This is a genomic window from Allobosea sp. Root381 (assembly GCF_001429395.1).
Classification (GTDB): Bacteria; Pseudomonadota; Alphaproteobacteria; order Rhizobiales; family Beijerinckiaceae; genus Allobosea.
On sequence record NZ_LMJT01000009.1, the window covers coordinates 134,076 to 149,191 of the forward strand.

The window sequence follows — 15,116 nt, forward strand, 5'->3', positions numbered from 1 at the left end:
GCGCCATTCGTGAGCCGGTCTGCCATGTCCCAGTCTTCCGCACTTCCGAGCGTCGCCCCCGGCGACCCGTCCTGGTGGTTCAGCGAGGCCATCGGCACAGAGGGCGGCCGGCCGGACTCGCCGTCCCTGTCGGGCGCAATCACCGTCGATGTCGCGATCGTCGGCGGCGGCTTCACCGGGCTCTGGACGGCGCTTGCGCTGAAAGAGCGCTCGCCGCAGCTTTCGATCGCGCTGATCGAGGCCGGGCGCTGCGGCTCCGGCGCCAGCGGCAAGAACGGCGGCAAGGTTTCGGGCTACTGGGGCTCGCTCGCCGGCATGGAGGCAAATATCGGGGCGAACGGCGCGCTTGCGGTCGCCCGTGCCGGTGCCCGCGCCCAGGACGCGATCCGCGCCTTCTCGACGGCGCCCGGCCGCGACGTCTGGTGGCGCGAGGGCGCCAGCATCCGCGTCTCGGCCTCGCCGGCGCAGGACGCCAAGATCAAGGGCTATGTCGAGACGGCCAAGCGCCTCGGCGTGCCGGACATCGCGCATGAGCTGTCGCCCGAGCAGGTCGCGTCCTATTGCCGCTCGCCGGTCTTCCGCGGCGGCGTCTACCTGACCGAGGGCGCGACGGTACAGCCTGCCCGGCTGGCGCGGGCCCTGCGGCAGGCCGCGATCGATGCCGGCGTCTCCGTCTACGAGAACACGCCGATGGTCGGGCTCGATTCCGGCACGCCGAACCGGGTGCGGACGCCTTCCGGCGAGATCATCGCCCGCGAGGTCGTGCTCGCCACCAATATCGAACTGGCCAGGCGACCCGAGGTCAAGGCCCATGTCAGCGTATTTTCCTCCTTCGCGCTGATGACCGAGCCCGCGCCCGAGAAGCTCGCGGCGATGCGCTGGAACAATGACGAGGGCCTCGCCGACATGCGGATGTTCGTCCATTATTTCCGCAAGACGGTCGATGGGCGCGTGCTGATGGGCTCCGGCTCCGGGCCGATCGCGTTTGCCGCCAACACGCAAGATCCGAGCTTGACCACCGACAGGGCTTCCGGCGCCCGTGCCGAGAAGGGCCTGCGCCGGTTGCTGCCCGGCCTTGGCGATGTCGGCATCGCCAAGATCTGGGGCGGCGGCATCGACGTCTCCGCCGACCGGCTACCCTTCTTCCGCACCGTGCCGGGCACGCGCGTCCATTATGGCTGCGGTTATTCCGGCCATGGCGTGAACCCGACCTATATCGGCGGCCAGTGCCTGGCCTCGCTGGTGCTCGATGCGAAGGACGAGTGGTCGAGCCTGCCGCTCTGCACGCGCAGCCTGCCCTCGCTGCCGCCGGAACCGTTCCGCGCCGCCGGCGGGCGGCTGGTGCGCTGGGGCATCATCGGCTGCGAGGAGGCCGAGGAACGTGGCGAGAAGCCCGGTCTAGCGATGAGCGCGGCCGCCGCGATCCCGCGCATCTTCGGCCTACGGATCGGCACGCGCTAAGCGCGCTTCCGTCCCACGTCGGCTTGCCGCTGTCTGGTCCGGCCTGTGGGGCGCGCGGCGCGCGGCCCCGTGCAGGAAATCCGAACGAGCGTGCCCGAGGGCGCCGGTTCAGCCCTGGGGCGCCGCTGCTTCCCGTGTTGGGGCGGACGCGGATCTCGGCTTGGTCTTCGCGCCGTCCCGCAGCATGTCCCAGCTGTTGGGCTGGCTGACGCTGCGCCTGAGATAGGCGACGGTGGCGGCGGCCTCGGCCGGGTTCTGGTCCCGCTTCGCCAGCGCCTCGGCTTCGGCGAAGCGGCCCTGGAGACCCAGCACCAGCACGAGATTCTGTCGCACGCGGGGGTCGTCGGTACCGGTCGACGTCGCCTCGCGCAGCGCGCGCTCGGCCTCGGGCAAGCGCCTGGAGAGGGCGTAGGACAGCCCCAGATTCGAGAGCACGGTGGGCTCGCCCGGCGCGATCTTCAGCGCCGCCTGATAAATCTGCTGGGCGCGGGCATGGTCGCCGAGCTGGTCGGCGACGGTGCCCTGGGCCGATAGGATGCGCCAGTCCGGGCGTTCGGGCGAATGCGCCCGCGAGAGCACCTCGTCGGCCTCCTTGAGCCGGCCGTTGTCGGCTAGCGAACGGCCATAGGCACCGAGCAGCTCGCGATCATTAGTGTGGGCTAGCACGGCGCTTTGCAGCACGGCGAGCGCCTGCGCGTTCTGGTCGAGCGCGCGGAGTGCGCGGGCATAGTTGAAGGCGGCATCGCGGTCCTTCGGGCTCGCCTCGTAGCGCTTGCCCCAGCGCTCGCTTTCCGTGCGCCAGTCGGTGGCGCTGCGCGGCTGCGCCTTGCTCTGGCCGATCGACCCGGTGATGTCGCCGATGCCGCCGCCACGGCCCTGGCAACCCGCCAGCGCAAGCGAGGTGAGGCAAAGCGCGAGCACCAACCTCGCCCGCGACAGCTTCGGCTGCGGCGCGGTGAGCGGATGGCTGGCTTGCGGGCGGGGCGAGGGCCGATGACGGAACGGCGGAAGTATCGAAGACATGGGCAAAGACATGGGCCTCATCGCCTAGCCACGACGGAACTGCTGGTGGGTTCGGTGATAAAACGTTAACCCTAACGCATCCTTAACCGGCCTAGCCGGCCCTCCACGCCAGGTACCGACCGTCGTGCAAAGCCTCATCGTTCGAGCGGCGCCTGCCGCGACCCCCGTCCATTGCGTGACGAAGGCGGATCTCCCCGCGTTGCTCGAGCGAATCGGGCCGGAAGGGCGTCGCTTTGCCGAGGCACAGGGATTTGCCGCGAAGCCCGGTCAGCATGTCCTCCTGCCCGATGCCTCAGGTGCGGTCGCGGCCGTGCTGCTGGGTGTCGAGACCGTCGATGCGCGCCGCCGCGACCCCTTCGCGCCCGGCCGCCTCGCATCCGTCCTGCCCGCCGGCGACTATGCGCTCGAAGGCGAGATCGGCGATCCCGCTCTCGCTGCGCTCGGCTGGCTGCTCCAGACCTATCGTTTCGATCGCTATCGCAAGCCGGTGCCCGTCGAGGCTCGTCTGCTCCTGCCGGACGGCGTCGACGGCACGGAACTGGCCAATGTCGCGGAATCCGTCGCGCTCGCCCGAGACCTGGTCAATACGCCGGCGAACGATCTGGGGCCGGCTGAGATCGAAACGACGATCCGGACGCTCGCCGCCGAATGCGGCGCGACCGCGACCTCCATCGTCGGCGACGATCTGCTCGGCCGCAACTTCCCGATGATCCATGCCGTCGGCCGCGCCTCGCCGCGCAGCCCCCGGTTGATCGACCTGGTCTGGGGCGATCCTACGCATCCGCGCGTAACCCTCGTCGGCAAGGGCGTCGCCTTCGACACCGGCGGCCTCGACCTCAAGCCCTCGGCTGCGATGCTGCTGATGAAGAAGGACATGGGCGGCGCTGCCGCTGCGATCGCGGCTGCGCGCATGATCATGCTGGCTAAGCTGCCCGTGCGGCTGCGTCTGCTCGTCCCGGCTGTCGAGAACGCGGTTTCCGGTTCCTCCTTTCGGCCGGGCGACGTGCTCGCCAGCCGTAAGGGACTGTCGGTCGAGATCGGCAACACCGATGCAGAAGGCCGGCTGATCCTGGCCGATGCGCTGGCGCTGGCGGACGAGGAGGCGCCCGAGCTGCTGATCGACTATGCCACGCTGACGGGCGCCGCCCGGACGGCGCTGGGGCCGGAGCTGCCGCCCTTCTACACCCATGACGAAGGGCTGGCGTCCGAGATCGCGCGGCAGGGCGAGGCGGTCAACGACCCGGTCTGGCGCATGCCGCTCTGGCCCCCCTATGAGCGGATGCTCGATTCGCGCGTCGCGGACCTGAACCACGTCTCGGGCGGCAGCTTCGCCGGCTCGGTGACGGCGGCGCTGTTCCTCAACCGCTTCGTCGAGAAGAGCGCTTCCTACGCGCATTTCGACATCTATGCCTGGAACCCTTCCGCCCGGCCCGGACGGCCGGAAGGCGGCGAATGTCAGGCGGCGCGGCTGACCTACGCGCTCGTCAAGCAATTCTATCCGGCCGGTTAAGCCTGTCGGCAGAAGCCGATTGCGCCATCGCTGCCGCAGGATAATGATACGGACCCGTAACGATCGGGACCGCGAGCACTCATGCCCTTGGAGATCAGGCCTTCGCAGGCGCTCAGGCTGTGGCGGCAGGTGCATCTCGATCTGGTGCGCGACGGCGAGGCCGATCTCTCGGCGCGCCAGGTCGCGATCCTGCTGACGGTCTATCTCGAACTGCCGCCACATACGGTCAGAGGTCTCGCGACCCAGCTCGGGGTCACCAAGCCGGTCATCACCCGCGCCCTCGACACAATGGGCAAGCTCGGCCTCGTCAGCCGCAGGCGCGACGAGGCCGACCGGCGCAACGTCGTGATCCAGCGCACGGTTGCCGGAGCGCTCGCCGTGGAGCGGCTGGCGGATCTGGTGGTCGACCGCGCCCGCGAAATCGGCGGGAGTTGACCATGTGATGGCGTGACGGAGGAGGGAGGTAGCGACTATGGTGCCGCATCTGCTAGGGCATCGCTATGCTTCGCAAACACTGCCTCGGCCCGCTCGCCGGCGCCGCCGCTTTCATGCTGGGCGGGAGCGCGCTGGCCGCCCCGCTTGGCGCGCCGCCTTATTCCGCGCGCGGCCAGGAGCCCGGCTGGAGCTTGACGATCTTGCAGGACAGGACCGTCCTCCAGAAGGCGTCCGGCGAACGGCTGGAGGCGCAGACGCCGAAGCCGCGGCGTACCGGCAAGCGCACGCGCTATGATCTCAGCCTCGGCGGCCGCTCGTCCCGGATCGCGATCGAGCAGCGCCTTTGCCATGATACGATGAGCGGAATGCCGCATCCCGATCGCGTCGCGATCTTCGGGCTGGGCGAGGTGCTGCGCGGCTGCGGCGGCTTGCCGCGAAGCCTGCTCGGTACCCATGAATGGGCCGTGACGCGGATCGCCGGCAAGCGGGTGATCGCCGGATCCAAGCCCGCGCTACAGTTTCTCGAGGACGGCGTGGTCGTCGGAAACGCCTCCTGCAACCGCTTGCGTGCGCCGTTCAAGCTGACCGGCGAGGGCCTGTCCTTCGGTCCCGGTGCGACGGCGAGGATGGCTTGCGAGCAGCGGCTGATGGATCAGGAGCGGTCGCTGCTGCGTGAACTCGAAGGCGTGACCGGCTTTGATATCCAGCGCAACGGCAGCCTCGTCCTCAAGGGCAAGGATGGCGAGGCGCTGGCCGCGCGCCGTCGCTGAGCGGCAGGAGAACTCATGACCGTCACGCTCGACCGCCGCATCACCCCTGCTCGCCCGGACCTCGCCGCCAGCCGCCTGATCGGGCAGGTCGAGGCGCGGGCCTTCGTCGATCCCGTGCCGATGCGCATGGTCGCGCCTTCGGCCCCGCTGCGCCGCGAGCCGCGGCCGGATGCGCCGCTCGACACAGAGGTGCTCTGCGGCGAGCCTATCGATGTCTATGAGAGCTTCGAGGGCTGGGCCTGGGTCCAGCTCCGCTCGGACGGCTATGTCGGTTACATCCCGGAGGATATGCTCCGCGGCGACGCTCCGGCGCCGACGCATCGTGTGGCCGCCCTGCGGACTTTCGTCTATCCCGGCCCCTCGATGAAGCTGCCGCCGCTGGCCGCGCTTTCGCTGGGGGCGGGCGTCACCGTCATCGGCCGCGAGGGCGACTTCGCCGTGCTGTCCGAGTTCGGCCGCTACGCGACCGCTTACGTCTTCGCCGCGCATGTCGCCCCGCTCGATGCGCCCGAGGCCGATTTCGTTGCCGTCGCCGAGCGCTTCCTGAACGTGCCCTATCTCTGGGGCGGGAAGACCAGTCTCGGGCTCGACTGCTCCGGCCTGACCCAGCTCGCGCTCGCGGCAGCCGGCATCGCCTCTCCGCGCGATTCGGACATGCTGGAGAAGGAGATCGGCACGAAGCTGGCCTCCGATGACGGGCTCGACGGCTTACGCCGCGGCGACCTCGTCTTCTGGAAGGGCCATGTCGGCATCCTCACCAATCCCGACACGCTGCTGCACGCCACGGCCTACACGATGACCGTTCTGAGCGAGCCGCTGCGCGCTGCGCGCGACCGCATCCAGGCGAAGAGCTTCGGCGCTATCACCAGCATCCGCAGGATTGGCTAGCCTATCCCCTTCAGCCGATACAGCGCCTCCAGCGCCTGGCGCGGCGTCATCTCATCGAGGTCCAGATCGTCGAGCGCGAGCCGAAGCGGGTCTTCGTCCGGCAGCTCCGGCACCGGCGCAGCGCGCCTCTGCGGGATCGCGAAAAGCGGCAGGTCGTCGACGAGCGAGGCCACCGGTTTCTCACGCTCGCTCTTTTCCAGCTCGGCGAGGATGGCGCGCGCCCGCTCGACCACCGCCGGGGGCAGGCCGGCGAGCTTCGCCACCTGGATGCCGTAGGAACGGTCGGCGGCACCCGGCACGACCTCGTGCAGGAACACGACCTCGCCATTCCACTCGGTGACGCGCACAGTCGCATTGGTGACGCGCGCCAGCCGGTCACCAAGCGCGGTCAGCTCATGGTAATGCGTCGCGAACAGGCTGCGGCAGCGATTGACCTCGTGCAGGTTCTCGATCGCAGCCCAGGCGATGGAGAGCCCATCGAAGGTCGCCGTGCCGCGGCCGATCTCGTCGAGGATGACCAGCGCCCGCGGCCCGGCCTGATTCAGGATCGCGGCGGTCTCGACCATCTCGACCATGAAAGTCGAGCGTCCGCGCGCCAGGTCGTCGGCGGCGCCGACGCGCGAGAAGAGCCGGTCGACCACGCCGATATGGGCGCTCGCCGCGGGCACGAAGGCGCCCATCTGCGCCAGCACCGCGATCAGCGCGTTCTGCCGCAGGAAGGTCGATTTACCCGCCATGTTCGGGCCAGTGATCAGGCAGATGCGGCCGCCCTCGGCATCGCTGCCCGGCGGCGACAGCTCGGTCTCGTTGGCGACGAAGGGCTTGCCGTCGCGCTTGAGCGCGGCCTCGACGACGGGGTGGCGGCCGCGCTGGATGGTGAAGGCTTCGCTGTCGTCGATCAGCGGCCGGTTCCAACCTTCGCGGGTGGCGAGCTCGGCGAGGCCTGCCGCGACGTCGATCTCGGCGAGCGCGGCGGCCGCCTGCTTGATCGGCTCGGCATGGGCGAGGACCGTCTCGGTGAGCGCGGCGAAGATGCCGAGCTCGAGCTTGATCGCCCGGTCGGCCGCGGAGGCGATCTTGGCTTCCAGCCCGCCGAGCTCGATAGAGGAGAAGCGCATCGCGTCCGACATCGTCTGGCGATGCACGAAGGTCGCTCGCCAGGGTTCCTTCAGGAAATCTTCGCCGGCCGCCTGTGGCACCTCGACGAAATAGCCGAGCATCGAGTTGTGCTTGATCCGCAGTGTGCGGCAGCCGGTCTCGGTGGCATAGCGTGCCTGCAGCTGCGCGATCACCTTGCGGGAATCGACCTGCAGCAGCCGCAATTCGTCCAGCGTCGCGTCATGGCCCTCGCGGACGAAGCGCCCGTCGCGGCGGTTCAGCGGCAGCTCGTCGGCGAGCGTCGCCTCCAGCCGCGCCGGCAGGTCGGGGTCGATCTCGGACAGTGCCCGCGTCGCCCTGGACAGCTCCGCCGGCAGGGAGGCGCGGCCGAGCAGCATCGCGACGATCGCGCGGGCCGCCGCAAGACCGGAGCCCAGCGCCGCGAGATCGCGCGGGCCGCCCCGGTCGAGCGAGAGCCTCGCCAGGGCGCGGGCGATGTCGGGCACCTTGGCGAGCGCCGTCTGCAAATCCTCACGCAGGGCGCCGTCGCCAACCAGCGCCTCGACGGCGTCATGGCGTTGCGCGATCGCGGCCGGGTCTGTGAGCGGGCCGGCGAGCCGCTCGGCGAGCAGGCGGGCGCCGCCCGGCGTCACGGTGCGGTCGATCGCTGCGAGCAGGCTGCCGCCGCGTTCGCCTGAGAGCGTGCGCGTCAGTTCGAGATTGGCGCGGGTCGCCGCATCGATCAGCATCGTGGCCGAGCCGGCGTCGCGTACCGGCGGCGACAGCGGCGGGCGGGCGCCGAGCTGCGTGCGCTCGACATAGGCCAGCGCCGCACCGGCCGCCGCGATCTCGGCCCGGCTGAAGCTGCCGAAGGCGTCCAGCGTCGCGACGCCGAAGAAATCCTTCAGCCGGCGCTCGGCCGACGCCGCGTCGAGCCCGTCGCGGGCCAGCGGCGTCACCGGCACGCCGATCTCGCGCCAGAACTCGCGCAGCTCCGGATCGTCATGGATCGCATCGGGGCAGACGATCTCGCGCGGCTCCAGGCGGGCGAATTCGATCGCCAGCCGCTCCTGCGGCGTCTCCATCACGCTGAAACCCCCGGTCGAGATGTCGATCGCGGCGAGGCCGTAGAGCGCGCTGGCATCGCCGAGCTTGCGGCGTGCGATCGCGACCAACAGGCTGGCGCGGCCGGGTTCGAGCAGGCGCTCCTCGGTGATCGTGCCGGGCGTGACGAGCCGCACGACATCGCGCTTGACCACGGATTTGGGGCCGCGCTTCTTGGCCTCGGCCGGATCCTCGACCTGCTCGCAGACCGCGACGCGATGTCCGGCCGCGATCAGCCTCTGCAGGTAGTCGTCGGCGCGGTCGACCGGCACGCCGCACATCGGGATGTCGTCGCCCTGGTGCTTGCCGCGCTTCGTCAGCACGATGCCGAGCGTCCGGGAGGCGATCTCGGCATCCGCGAAGAAGAGCTCGTAAAAATCGCCCATCCGGTAGAACAACAGGCAGTCGGCATTCGCCGCCTTGATCTCCACGTACTGCGCCATCATCGGCGTGACGCGGGCGCTGTCCTCCTTGGCGACGAGCTTGGGAGCGGCGGGCGGATCGACCCGCTCGGATTTGGATGTCTGGGCGCTTTGCATGGTCTGCGAACGCTAGCGACTCGCCCTTGGCTTGGGAACCGCGCAGACCCGCTAGGCCGGCCGCGAACCTCGATTTGATGTGGACGTGTCGTCCTCGTGCCGGCGATGTCCACGCCCGCTGCGAAGCGGCATCTGTGACACTGTGGAATAAGCCTTCGTCGCCGCTGCCGCTTGTGGCTGGGCCGGCGCTTGCCTATCGTCCGCCCCCTCCAGGAAACGCTCATAAAAAGCAGAACACGATGACCGACCAGCCGCCGATCAAACGCTCCCGCCCGACCTTCACCGACCAGGAAGCGCTGCTGTTCCATTCGGAAGGACGTCCGGGCAAGCTCGAGATCGTCGCGACCGTCCCCATGGCGACCCAGCGCGATCTCTCGCTCGCCTATTCGCCGGGCGTCGCGGTGCCCGTGCTGGCGATCGCGGAGGATCCGACCCGCGCCTATGACTACACGGCGCGCGCCAATCTCGTCGCCGTGATCAGCAACGGCACGGCTATCCTCGGCCTCGGCAATCTCGGCGCGCTCGCCTCCAAGCCGGTGATGGAAGGCAAGGCGGTCCTGTTCAAGCGCTTCGCCGACGTCGATTCGATCGACCTCGAAGTCGATACCGAGGACGCCGACAAGTTCATCGAGGCGGTGCGCTATCTCGGCCCGTCCTTCGGCGGCATCAATCTCGAGGACATCAAGGCGCCCGAATGCTTCATCATCGAGCAGCGCCTGCGCGAGCTGATGGACATTCCTGTCTTCCATGACGACCAACATGGTACGGCGATCATCGCCGCTGCCGGCCTGATCAACGCGCTCGACCTCACTGGCCGCGACGTCAAGACGACGCGCCTCGTCATCAACGGCGCTGGCGCAGCCTCGATCGCCTGCACCGAGCTGCTCAAGGCGATGGGCTTCAAGCCCGACAACGTCATCCTCTGCGACACCAAGGGCGTGATCTACCAGGGCCGCACCGAGGGCATGAACCAGTGGAAATCGGCCCATGCGGCCGTGACCGACCGGCGGACGCTCGCCCAAGCGCTGGAAGGCGCCGACGCCTTCTTCGGTCTTTCCCAGAAGGGCGCGGTCACCAAGGAGATGGTGGCGTCGATGGCGCCGAACCCCATCATCTTCGCCATGGCCAATCCCGATCCCGAGATCACGCCGGAGGAGGTCGCGGCGGTGCGCGACGACGCCATCATGGCGACCGGCCGCTCCGACTATCCGAACCAGGTCAACAACGTTCTCGGCTTCCCCTTCATCTTCCGTGGCGCGCTCGACGTGCGCGCCACCACGATCAACATGGAGATGAAGATTGCAGCCGCCGAGGCGCTGGCCCTGCTCGCCCGCGAGGACGTGCCCGACGAGGTCGCGGCCGCCTATCAGGGCGCGCGCCCGCGCTACAGCAAGGACTACATCATCCCGGTTCCCTTCGACCCGCGGCTGATCCATGTCGTGCCGATGGCCGTCGCCAAGGCAGCCATGGAGACGGGCGTCGCCGGCAAGCCGATCGTCGACATGAACGGCTACAAGGCGCAGCTTTCGGCGCGGCGCGACCCCGTCGCCGGCACGCTGAACCGCATCTTCGAGCGCGTCCGGCGCTATCCGAAGCGCGTCGTCTTCGCCGAGGGGGAGGAGGAGCAGGTCATCCGCGCCGCCGTCTCCTTCGTCAATCAGGGGCTCGGCCATGCCATCCTGGTCGGCCGCGAGGAGCGCGTCTACGAGACCGCGACCTTCCTCGGCATCGACCTCGAGGCCAAGGGCATCGCCGTCCAGAACGCGCGCCTGTCGAAGCGCAACGCGGCCTATGCCCAGTATCTCTACGAGCGGCTGCAGCGGCAGGGCTATCTCTTCCGCGACTGCCAGCGCCTGATCAACCAGGACCGCAACCATTTCGCCGCTGCCATGGTCGCGCTCGGCGATGCCGATGCGATGGTGACCGGCGTCACCCGCAACTACTCGATCGCGCTGGAGGAGGTCCGCCGCGTCATCGACGAGAAGCCGGGCCACCGCGTCATCGGCGTCTCGATCGTGCTGTCGCGGGAGCGGACCGTGCTCGTCGCCGATACCGCGATCACCGAGATGCCGACGGCGCAGGAGCTCTCCGAGATCGCGATCGAGGCAGCCGGCGTTGCCCGTCGCCTCGGCTATGAGCCGAAGGTCGCGATGCTCGCCTTCTCGACCTTCGGCCATCCGGCCGGCGAGCGTTCCGAGAAGGTGCGCGAGGCGGTCAAGATCCTCGACGGCCAGCGCGTCGATTTCGAGTATGACGGCGAGATGGCGGCCGATGTCGCGCTCAACCGCGACCTGCTCGCCCAGTACCCGTTCTGCCGCCTCACCGGCCCGGCCAACGTCCTGGTCATGCCGGCGTTCCACTCGGCCTCGATCTCGACCAAGATGCTGCAGGAGCTCGGCGGCTCGACGGTGATCGGGCCGCTGATCGTCGGCCTCGACAAGCCGGTGCAGATCGTCCCGCTCGGCGCGAAGGACTCCGACATCGTCAACATGGCGGCGCTCGCGGCCTTCAATATCGGCGGCTGAGACAAGCCGGATCTTCGCGCTCTCGTCATGCTCGCCACAAGGGCGAGCATGACGGACGGATTTCTGCCACTCCGGCTCACGCGGCCGAGCGCCGGCGCTGTTCCGTTCATGACGAGTTCATTCTGCAGCGGGCAGCGTCCTCGAAATGTCGGGGAAGCCGGCTGTAGGGGGTGATCGGAACCGTGCAGGCGCTGAGCGAGACGCCGGGCGTGACCACGGCTGCGCCGAGCGATCGGCAGGTAGCCGTTCGTTTCGCGCGGCTCACCGGCGGCTTCTGGCGCGGCGCGAGCGCCAGGCGGGCCTGGTTCTGGTCCCTGCTGCTGGCCTCGGCGATCATCCTTTCGGTCTTCGCCAACGTCACCGTCAATCGCTGGAACGGCTGGTTCTTCGATGCGCTCGAGAAGCGCGACACGGAAAGCGCGCTGACCGCGATGGCGGTCTTTCCCGTGCTGGTGCTGGTCGTTGCCGGGCTCGGCGTCGTCATTCTGGTCTCGCGCGAAACCTTCCAGGTGCATTGGCGCCAATGGGTCACGGGCAAGCTGGCCGATGGCTGGGTCGGGGAGCGCCGCTTCTTCCGCCTCAGCCTCTCCGGCTACGAGCCCGCCAATCCCGAATACCGCATCGCCGACGATGTCCGCTGGGCGACGGAGCCGGTCGTCGATTTCGCCATCGGCCTGCTCTCGGCCGTCATCACGATCATCACCTTCATCGAGATTCTCTGGGAGATCGGCGGCGCCCTGACCGTGCGCACGGGCGGGAGCGTCATCGTCATACCCGCTTATCTGGTGCTTGCGGCGATCGTCTATGCCGTGCTGGTCTCGGCGCTCGTCACTTTCGTCGGGCGCCGACTGCCCGGCCTGATCGCCGCCCGCAACGAGGGCGAGGCGCGGCTGCGCTTTTCGCTGATGCGCATCCGCGACCATGGCGAGACCATCGCGCTTGCCAGGGCCGAGGCCGGCGAGCGCCGTGCCGTGGCGCAAACCTATGAGAGCCTCGTCGGGCGTTGGCTCGCGATGATCCGCCAGCGCGGCCACCTGACCTGGATCACCAATGGCAGCGGTGCGCTGGTGCCGGTGGTGCCGCTCCTGCTGGCGGCACCGAAATATCTTTCCGGCGAAATGTCGCTCGGCGGCGTCGTCCAGGTCGCCGCGGCCTTTGTCGCCGTGCAGAACGCCTTCAACTGGCTGCTCGACAACTTCATGCGCATCGCCGAATGGCTGGCGGCGGCTCGGCGCGTCAACGAGCTCGCCGACGCCCTGGAACGCGTGGACAGGGAGCCGCCGGGCGAGCATCTGGCGGTATCTGCGAGCCGCGACGGGCAACTGCATCTCGACGAGGTCACGCTGATCGACCGCGATGGGCGGACGCTGGTTGCCGACATATCCGGATCCGTGCCGCCGGGCGCGATGCTGCATATCTCCGGTGAACTCGGCCTCGGCAAGGCCGCGCTGATCCAGGCCATCGCCGGGCTCTGGCCCTGGGGCCGCGGCGCGATCGGCATCCCGCGGGGCGCCTTCGTCACCGCCGTGCCGCAGAAGCTGCATCTCTCCGAGGGCAGCCTGCGTGCGGTGCTCGAAACCGGCCGGACGATTCCGCAGGTCGAGCTGGAGGGCGCCTTGTGCCGCTACGGCCTGTCCGGCCTCGCGCCGCTTCTCGACGAGAGCCGCGACTGGGACAAGGAACTGGCGACCGGGGACCGCCAGCGGCTCGCTCTGGCCCGCGCCGAACTCGAAAACCCGGACATTGTGCTGCTCGACGAAGCCACCAGCGCCTTCGATACCGAGCACGGCCTCGAACTCCTCGCCGAGCTGCGTGCCGCGCGGCCGGACGCGATCGTCATCGTCTTCGGGCAGGGCGCCGGCTTCGCGGAAGCCGCGACGCAGCGCCTGCAGTTGAAGCGCGCCGGTGGCGTCGTGCGCATGGCCGCGCGTCCTCCCGTTTCCGAGCCCGCCGCCGCCGCAGCGACGCTGCCCGTGCCGGCCGAATGATCACTGCCCCATCAGGAAAGAGTTGGACATGACCACTGCCACGATGAACATCTGGGACGTCTATTGGGGCCTGCGGGTCGAGCAGTGCCCCTGCGACGTTCACTTCGTCGAATGGCTCGAGGAAGAGGGGCTTACGGCTAAGCGCATCTACCACTTCGGCACCGGCGGCCACCATTATGTCGGTATCCGCTGCGCCGAACCTGAGCTCGACTGCACGGTGCTCGGCATCACCGCCTCGCCCAAGGAATACGACGCCTTCGTCAAGCTCGCGACGTCGAATCCGACGATCACCAAGAGCTACAGCGCCTATTTCGGCGACATCTACACCAGCAACGCGAAGCTCCTGCCGCGCTTCGACATCGTCACGCTGTTCCACGCCTGCGAGTTCCGGACCGAGGCGAACGACGCTTATGGTGCGCTGACCGACCGCGAGGTGATCGATCTCTTCACCGCCCAGACCGATGTCGGCGGCTATCTGCTGTTCTATACCGGCTCCTTCGCCTATGCGACGGCCGAGCCGATCATCGCCGAATGGGCGAAGACGGCCCAGGTCGACGAGGTCGCGACCTTCAAGACGCTGCGCGTCTTCCGCAAGACCGGCTGAACCAGGGCTGGGGTGCCGTCCTGCGCGATGCTCATGGCGCGCATTCGCCGCGCCGTTCTGCCTTGTGGATCGCCGACGAGGCGCTATGTCTCCGGCCGGGGCGTGCTCGCGCCCCCGCCCGCAATCGGCGCCGCTGGCAACCGCCTCCTGCGCGCAACCGACCATGAGTGCGTATGTCGTTCGGCCCGCTAGAGCCAGGAATGCCCGCGCGCAGGCGCAGCCGCTGGTGGTGGCTCGGCCCGCTCGCCAGCGCCGCGATCTTCTGCGCCTCGCTGGTGGTGCTCTGGTACATCGTCCAGGAAATCGAGCCTGGCGAACTGACCAAGGCTTTCGCCAATGCCAGCCTGCGCCAGCTCGGCCTGGCCTGTGCCTTCACCGTGCTGAGCTATTTGCTGCTCACCGGCTATGACGCGCTGGCGCTGAGACGGCTCGGCCTGTCGATCCCCTACCGGACGACGGCGCTCGCCTCCTTCACCAGCTATTCGGTGTCGTTCACGCTCGGCTTCCCGATCGTGACCGGCGGCACGGTGCGTTACTGGATCTATTCGCCCAAGGGCGTGCGCGCATCCGAGGTCGCGAGCCTTACCGTGATCGCCGGGCTGACCTTCTGGCTCGGCCTCGGCACCATCCTCTGCGTCTGCCTGTTCTGGGCGACCGGCTCGGTCGCCGCTCTGGCGCGCACCTCGCCGCTGGTGGTGCAGGTCGTGGGCGTGGCGGTCGCGCTCGGCACGCTTGGCTATCTCGCCTGGATTGCGAGCGGCGAGCGTACCATCCGCGTGCGCGGCTGGAACCTGCCCTTGCCCGGGCTCGGCATCACGCTTGGGCAGATGTTTCTCGGCGCGGCCGAGGTCTGCGCGGCGGCGGCAGTGCTTTTCGTGCTGCTGCCGGGCGGGCACAATATCGATTATCCGAGCTTCCTCGCGGTCTACATCGTCGCCTGCCTCATCGGCATCGCCAGCCATGCCCCGGGCGGCCTCGGCGTCTTCGAGGCGACGATGCTGATTGCGCTGAGCCGGCTGCCCTTCGAGCATGTGCTCGGCGCGTTGCTGCTGTTCCGGATCATCTACTACCTGCTGCCCTTCATCCTGGCGCTTGTGCTGCTGGCGCTGAACGAGATGATCAGGCGGATCAGGCGCCACGAGCGCTGACAAGGACGCTGATCATCGGGCAG

The 15,116-nt window shown here is 68.8% G+C and carries 11 protein-coding genes; 9 read left to right on the forward strand and 2 right to left on the reverse strand.

What is annotated here, in order from left to right:
- Nucleotides 1-24: 24 nt before the first annotated feature.
- Nucleotides 25-1,461 carry an FAD-dependent oxidoreductase gene (locus ASE63_RS10100; RefSeq protein ID WP_056800442.1) on the forward strand — a complete coding sequence of 479 codons (1,437 nt, stop codon included), beginning with the start codon at nt 25-27 and terminating at the stop codon, nt 1,459-1,461.
- A gap of 108 nt (nt 1,462-1,569) precedes the next feature.
- Here ASE63_RS10100 and ASE63_RS10105 read toward each other — a convergent pair whose 3' ends face one another.
- Nucleotides 1,570-2,382 carry a tetratricopeptide repeat protein gene (locus ASE63_RS10105; RefSeq protein WP_244491359.1) on the reverse strand — a complete coding sequence of 271 codons (813 nt, stop codon included), beginning with the start codon at nt 2,380-2,382 and terminating at the stop codon, nt 1,570-1,572.
- A 277-nt stretch (nt 2,383-2,659) separates the two neighbouring features.
- Here ASE63_RS10105 and ASE63_RS10110 point away from each other — a divergent pair, with 277 nt between their 5' ends.
- The 4 genes from ASE63_RS10110 to ASE63_RS10125 all read left to right on the forward strand — a co-directional run bounded on the left by ASE63_RS10110 (nt 2,660) and on the right by ASE63_RS10125 (nt 6,087).
- A complete protein-coding gene (locus ASE63_RS10110) occupies nt 2,660-3,994 on the forward strand; it encodes a leucyl aminopeptidase family protein (protein ID WP_082609805.1) in 1,335 nt (444 codons plus the stop codon).
- Nucleotides 3,995-4,075: 81 nt separating this feature from the next.
- Nucleotides 4,076-4,429 (forward strand): MarR family transcriptional regulator, encoded by a 354-nt coding sequence (locus ASE63_RS10115; RefSeq protein ID WP_056800449.1) that lies wholly within the window; start codon nt 4,076-4,078, stop codon nt 4,427-4,429.
- Between the two features lie 65 nt (nt 4,430-4,494).
- On the forward strand, nt 4,495-5,199 hold the full coding sequence (locus ASE63_RS10120; protein WP_056800452.1) for an META domain-containing protein: 705 nt from the start codon (nt 4,495-4,497) through the stop codon (nt 5,197-5,199).
- 15 nt (nt 5,200-5,214) lie between these two features.
- Entirely contained in the window at nt 5,215-6,087 is an 873-nt protein-coding gene (locus tag ASE63_RS10125) for an NlpC/P60 family protein (protein WP_056800455.1), read from the forward strand.
- On the opposite strand, the gene mutS is transcribed toward ASE63_RS10125, so the two are convergent.
- Nucleotides 6,084-8,828, reverse strand: a complete 2,745-nt coding sequence (gene mutS / locus ASE63_RS10130; RefSeq protein WP_056800457.1) for a DNA mismatch repair protein MutS — start codon at nt 8,826-8,828, stop codon at nt 6,084-6,086. The genes ASE63_RS10125 and mutS overlap by 4 nt on opposite strands.
- A gap of 239 nt (nt 8,829-9,067) precedes the next feature.
- On the opposite strand from mutS, the gene ASE63_RS10135 reads away from it, so the two are divergent.
- From ASE63_RS10135 to ASE63_RS10150, 4 genes are all read left to right on the forward strand, one after another.
- Entirely contained in the window at nt 9,068-11,353 is a 2,286-nt protein-coding gene (locus ASE63_RS10135; protein WP_056800460.1) for an NADP-dependent malic enzyme, read from the forward strand.
- A 170-nt stretch (nt 11,354-11,523) separates the two neighbouring features.
- Nucleotides 11,524-13,341 (forward strand): SbmA/BacA-like family transporter, encoded by a 1,818-nt coding sequence (locus ASE63_RS10140; RefSeq protein ID WP_056800463.1) that lies wholly within the window; start codon nt 11,524-11,526, stop codon nt 13,339-13,341.
- A 28-nt stretch (nt 13,342-13,369) separates the two neighbouring features.
- Complete coding sequence (locus tag ASE63_RS10145; protein WP_200962548.1) at nt 13,370-13,945, forward strand: hypothetical protein; 576 nt, start codon at nt 13,370-13,372, stop codon at nt 13,943-13,945.
- A 200-nt stretch (nt 13,946-14,145) separates the two neighbouring features.
- A complete protein-coding gene (locus ASE63_RS10150; RefSeq protein ID WP_056800466.1) occupies nt 14,146-15,093 on the forward strand; it encodes a lysylphosphatidylglycerol synthase domain-containing protein in 948 nt (315 codons plus the stop codon).
- Nucleotides 15,094-15,116: the final 23 nt, after the last annotated feature.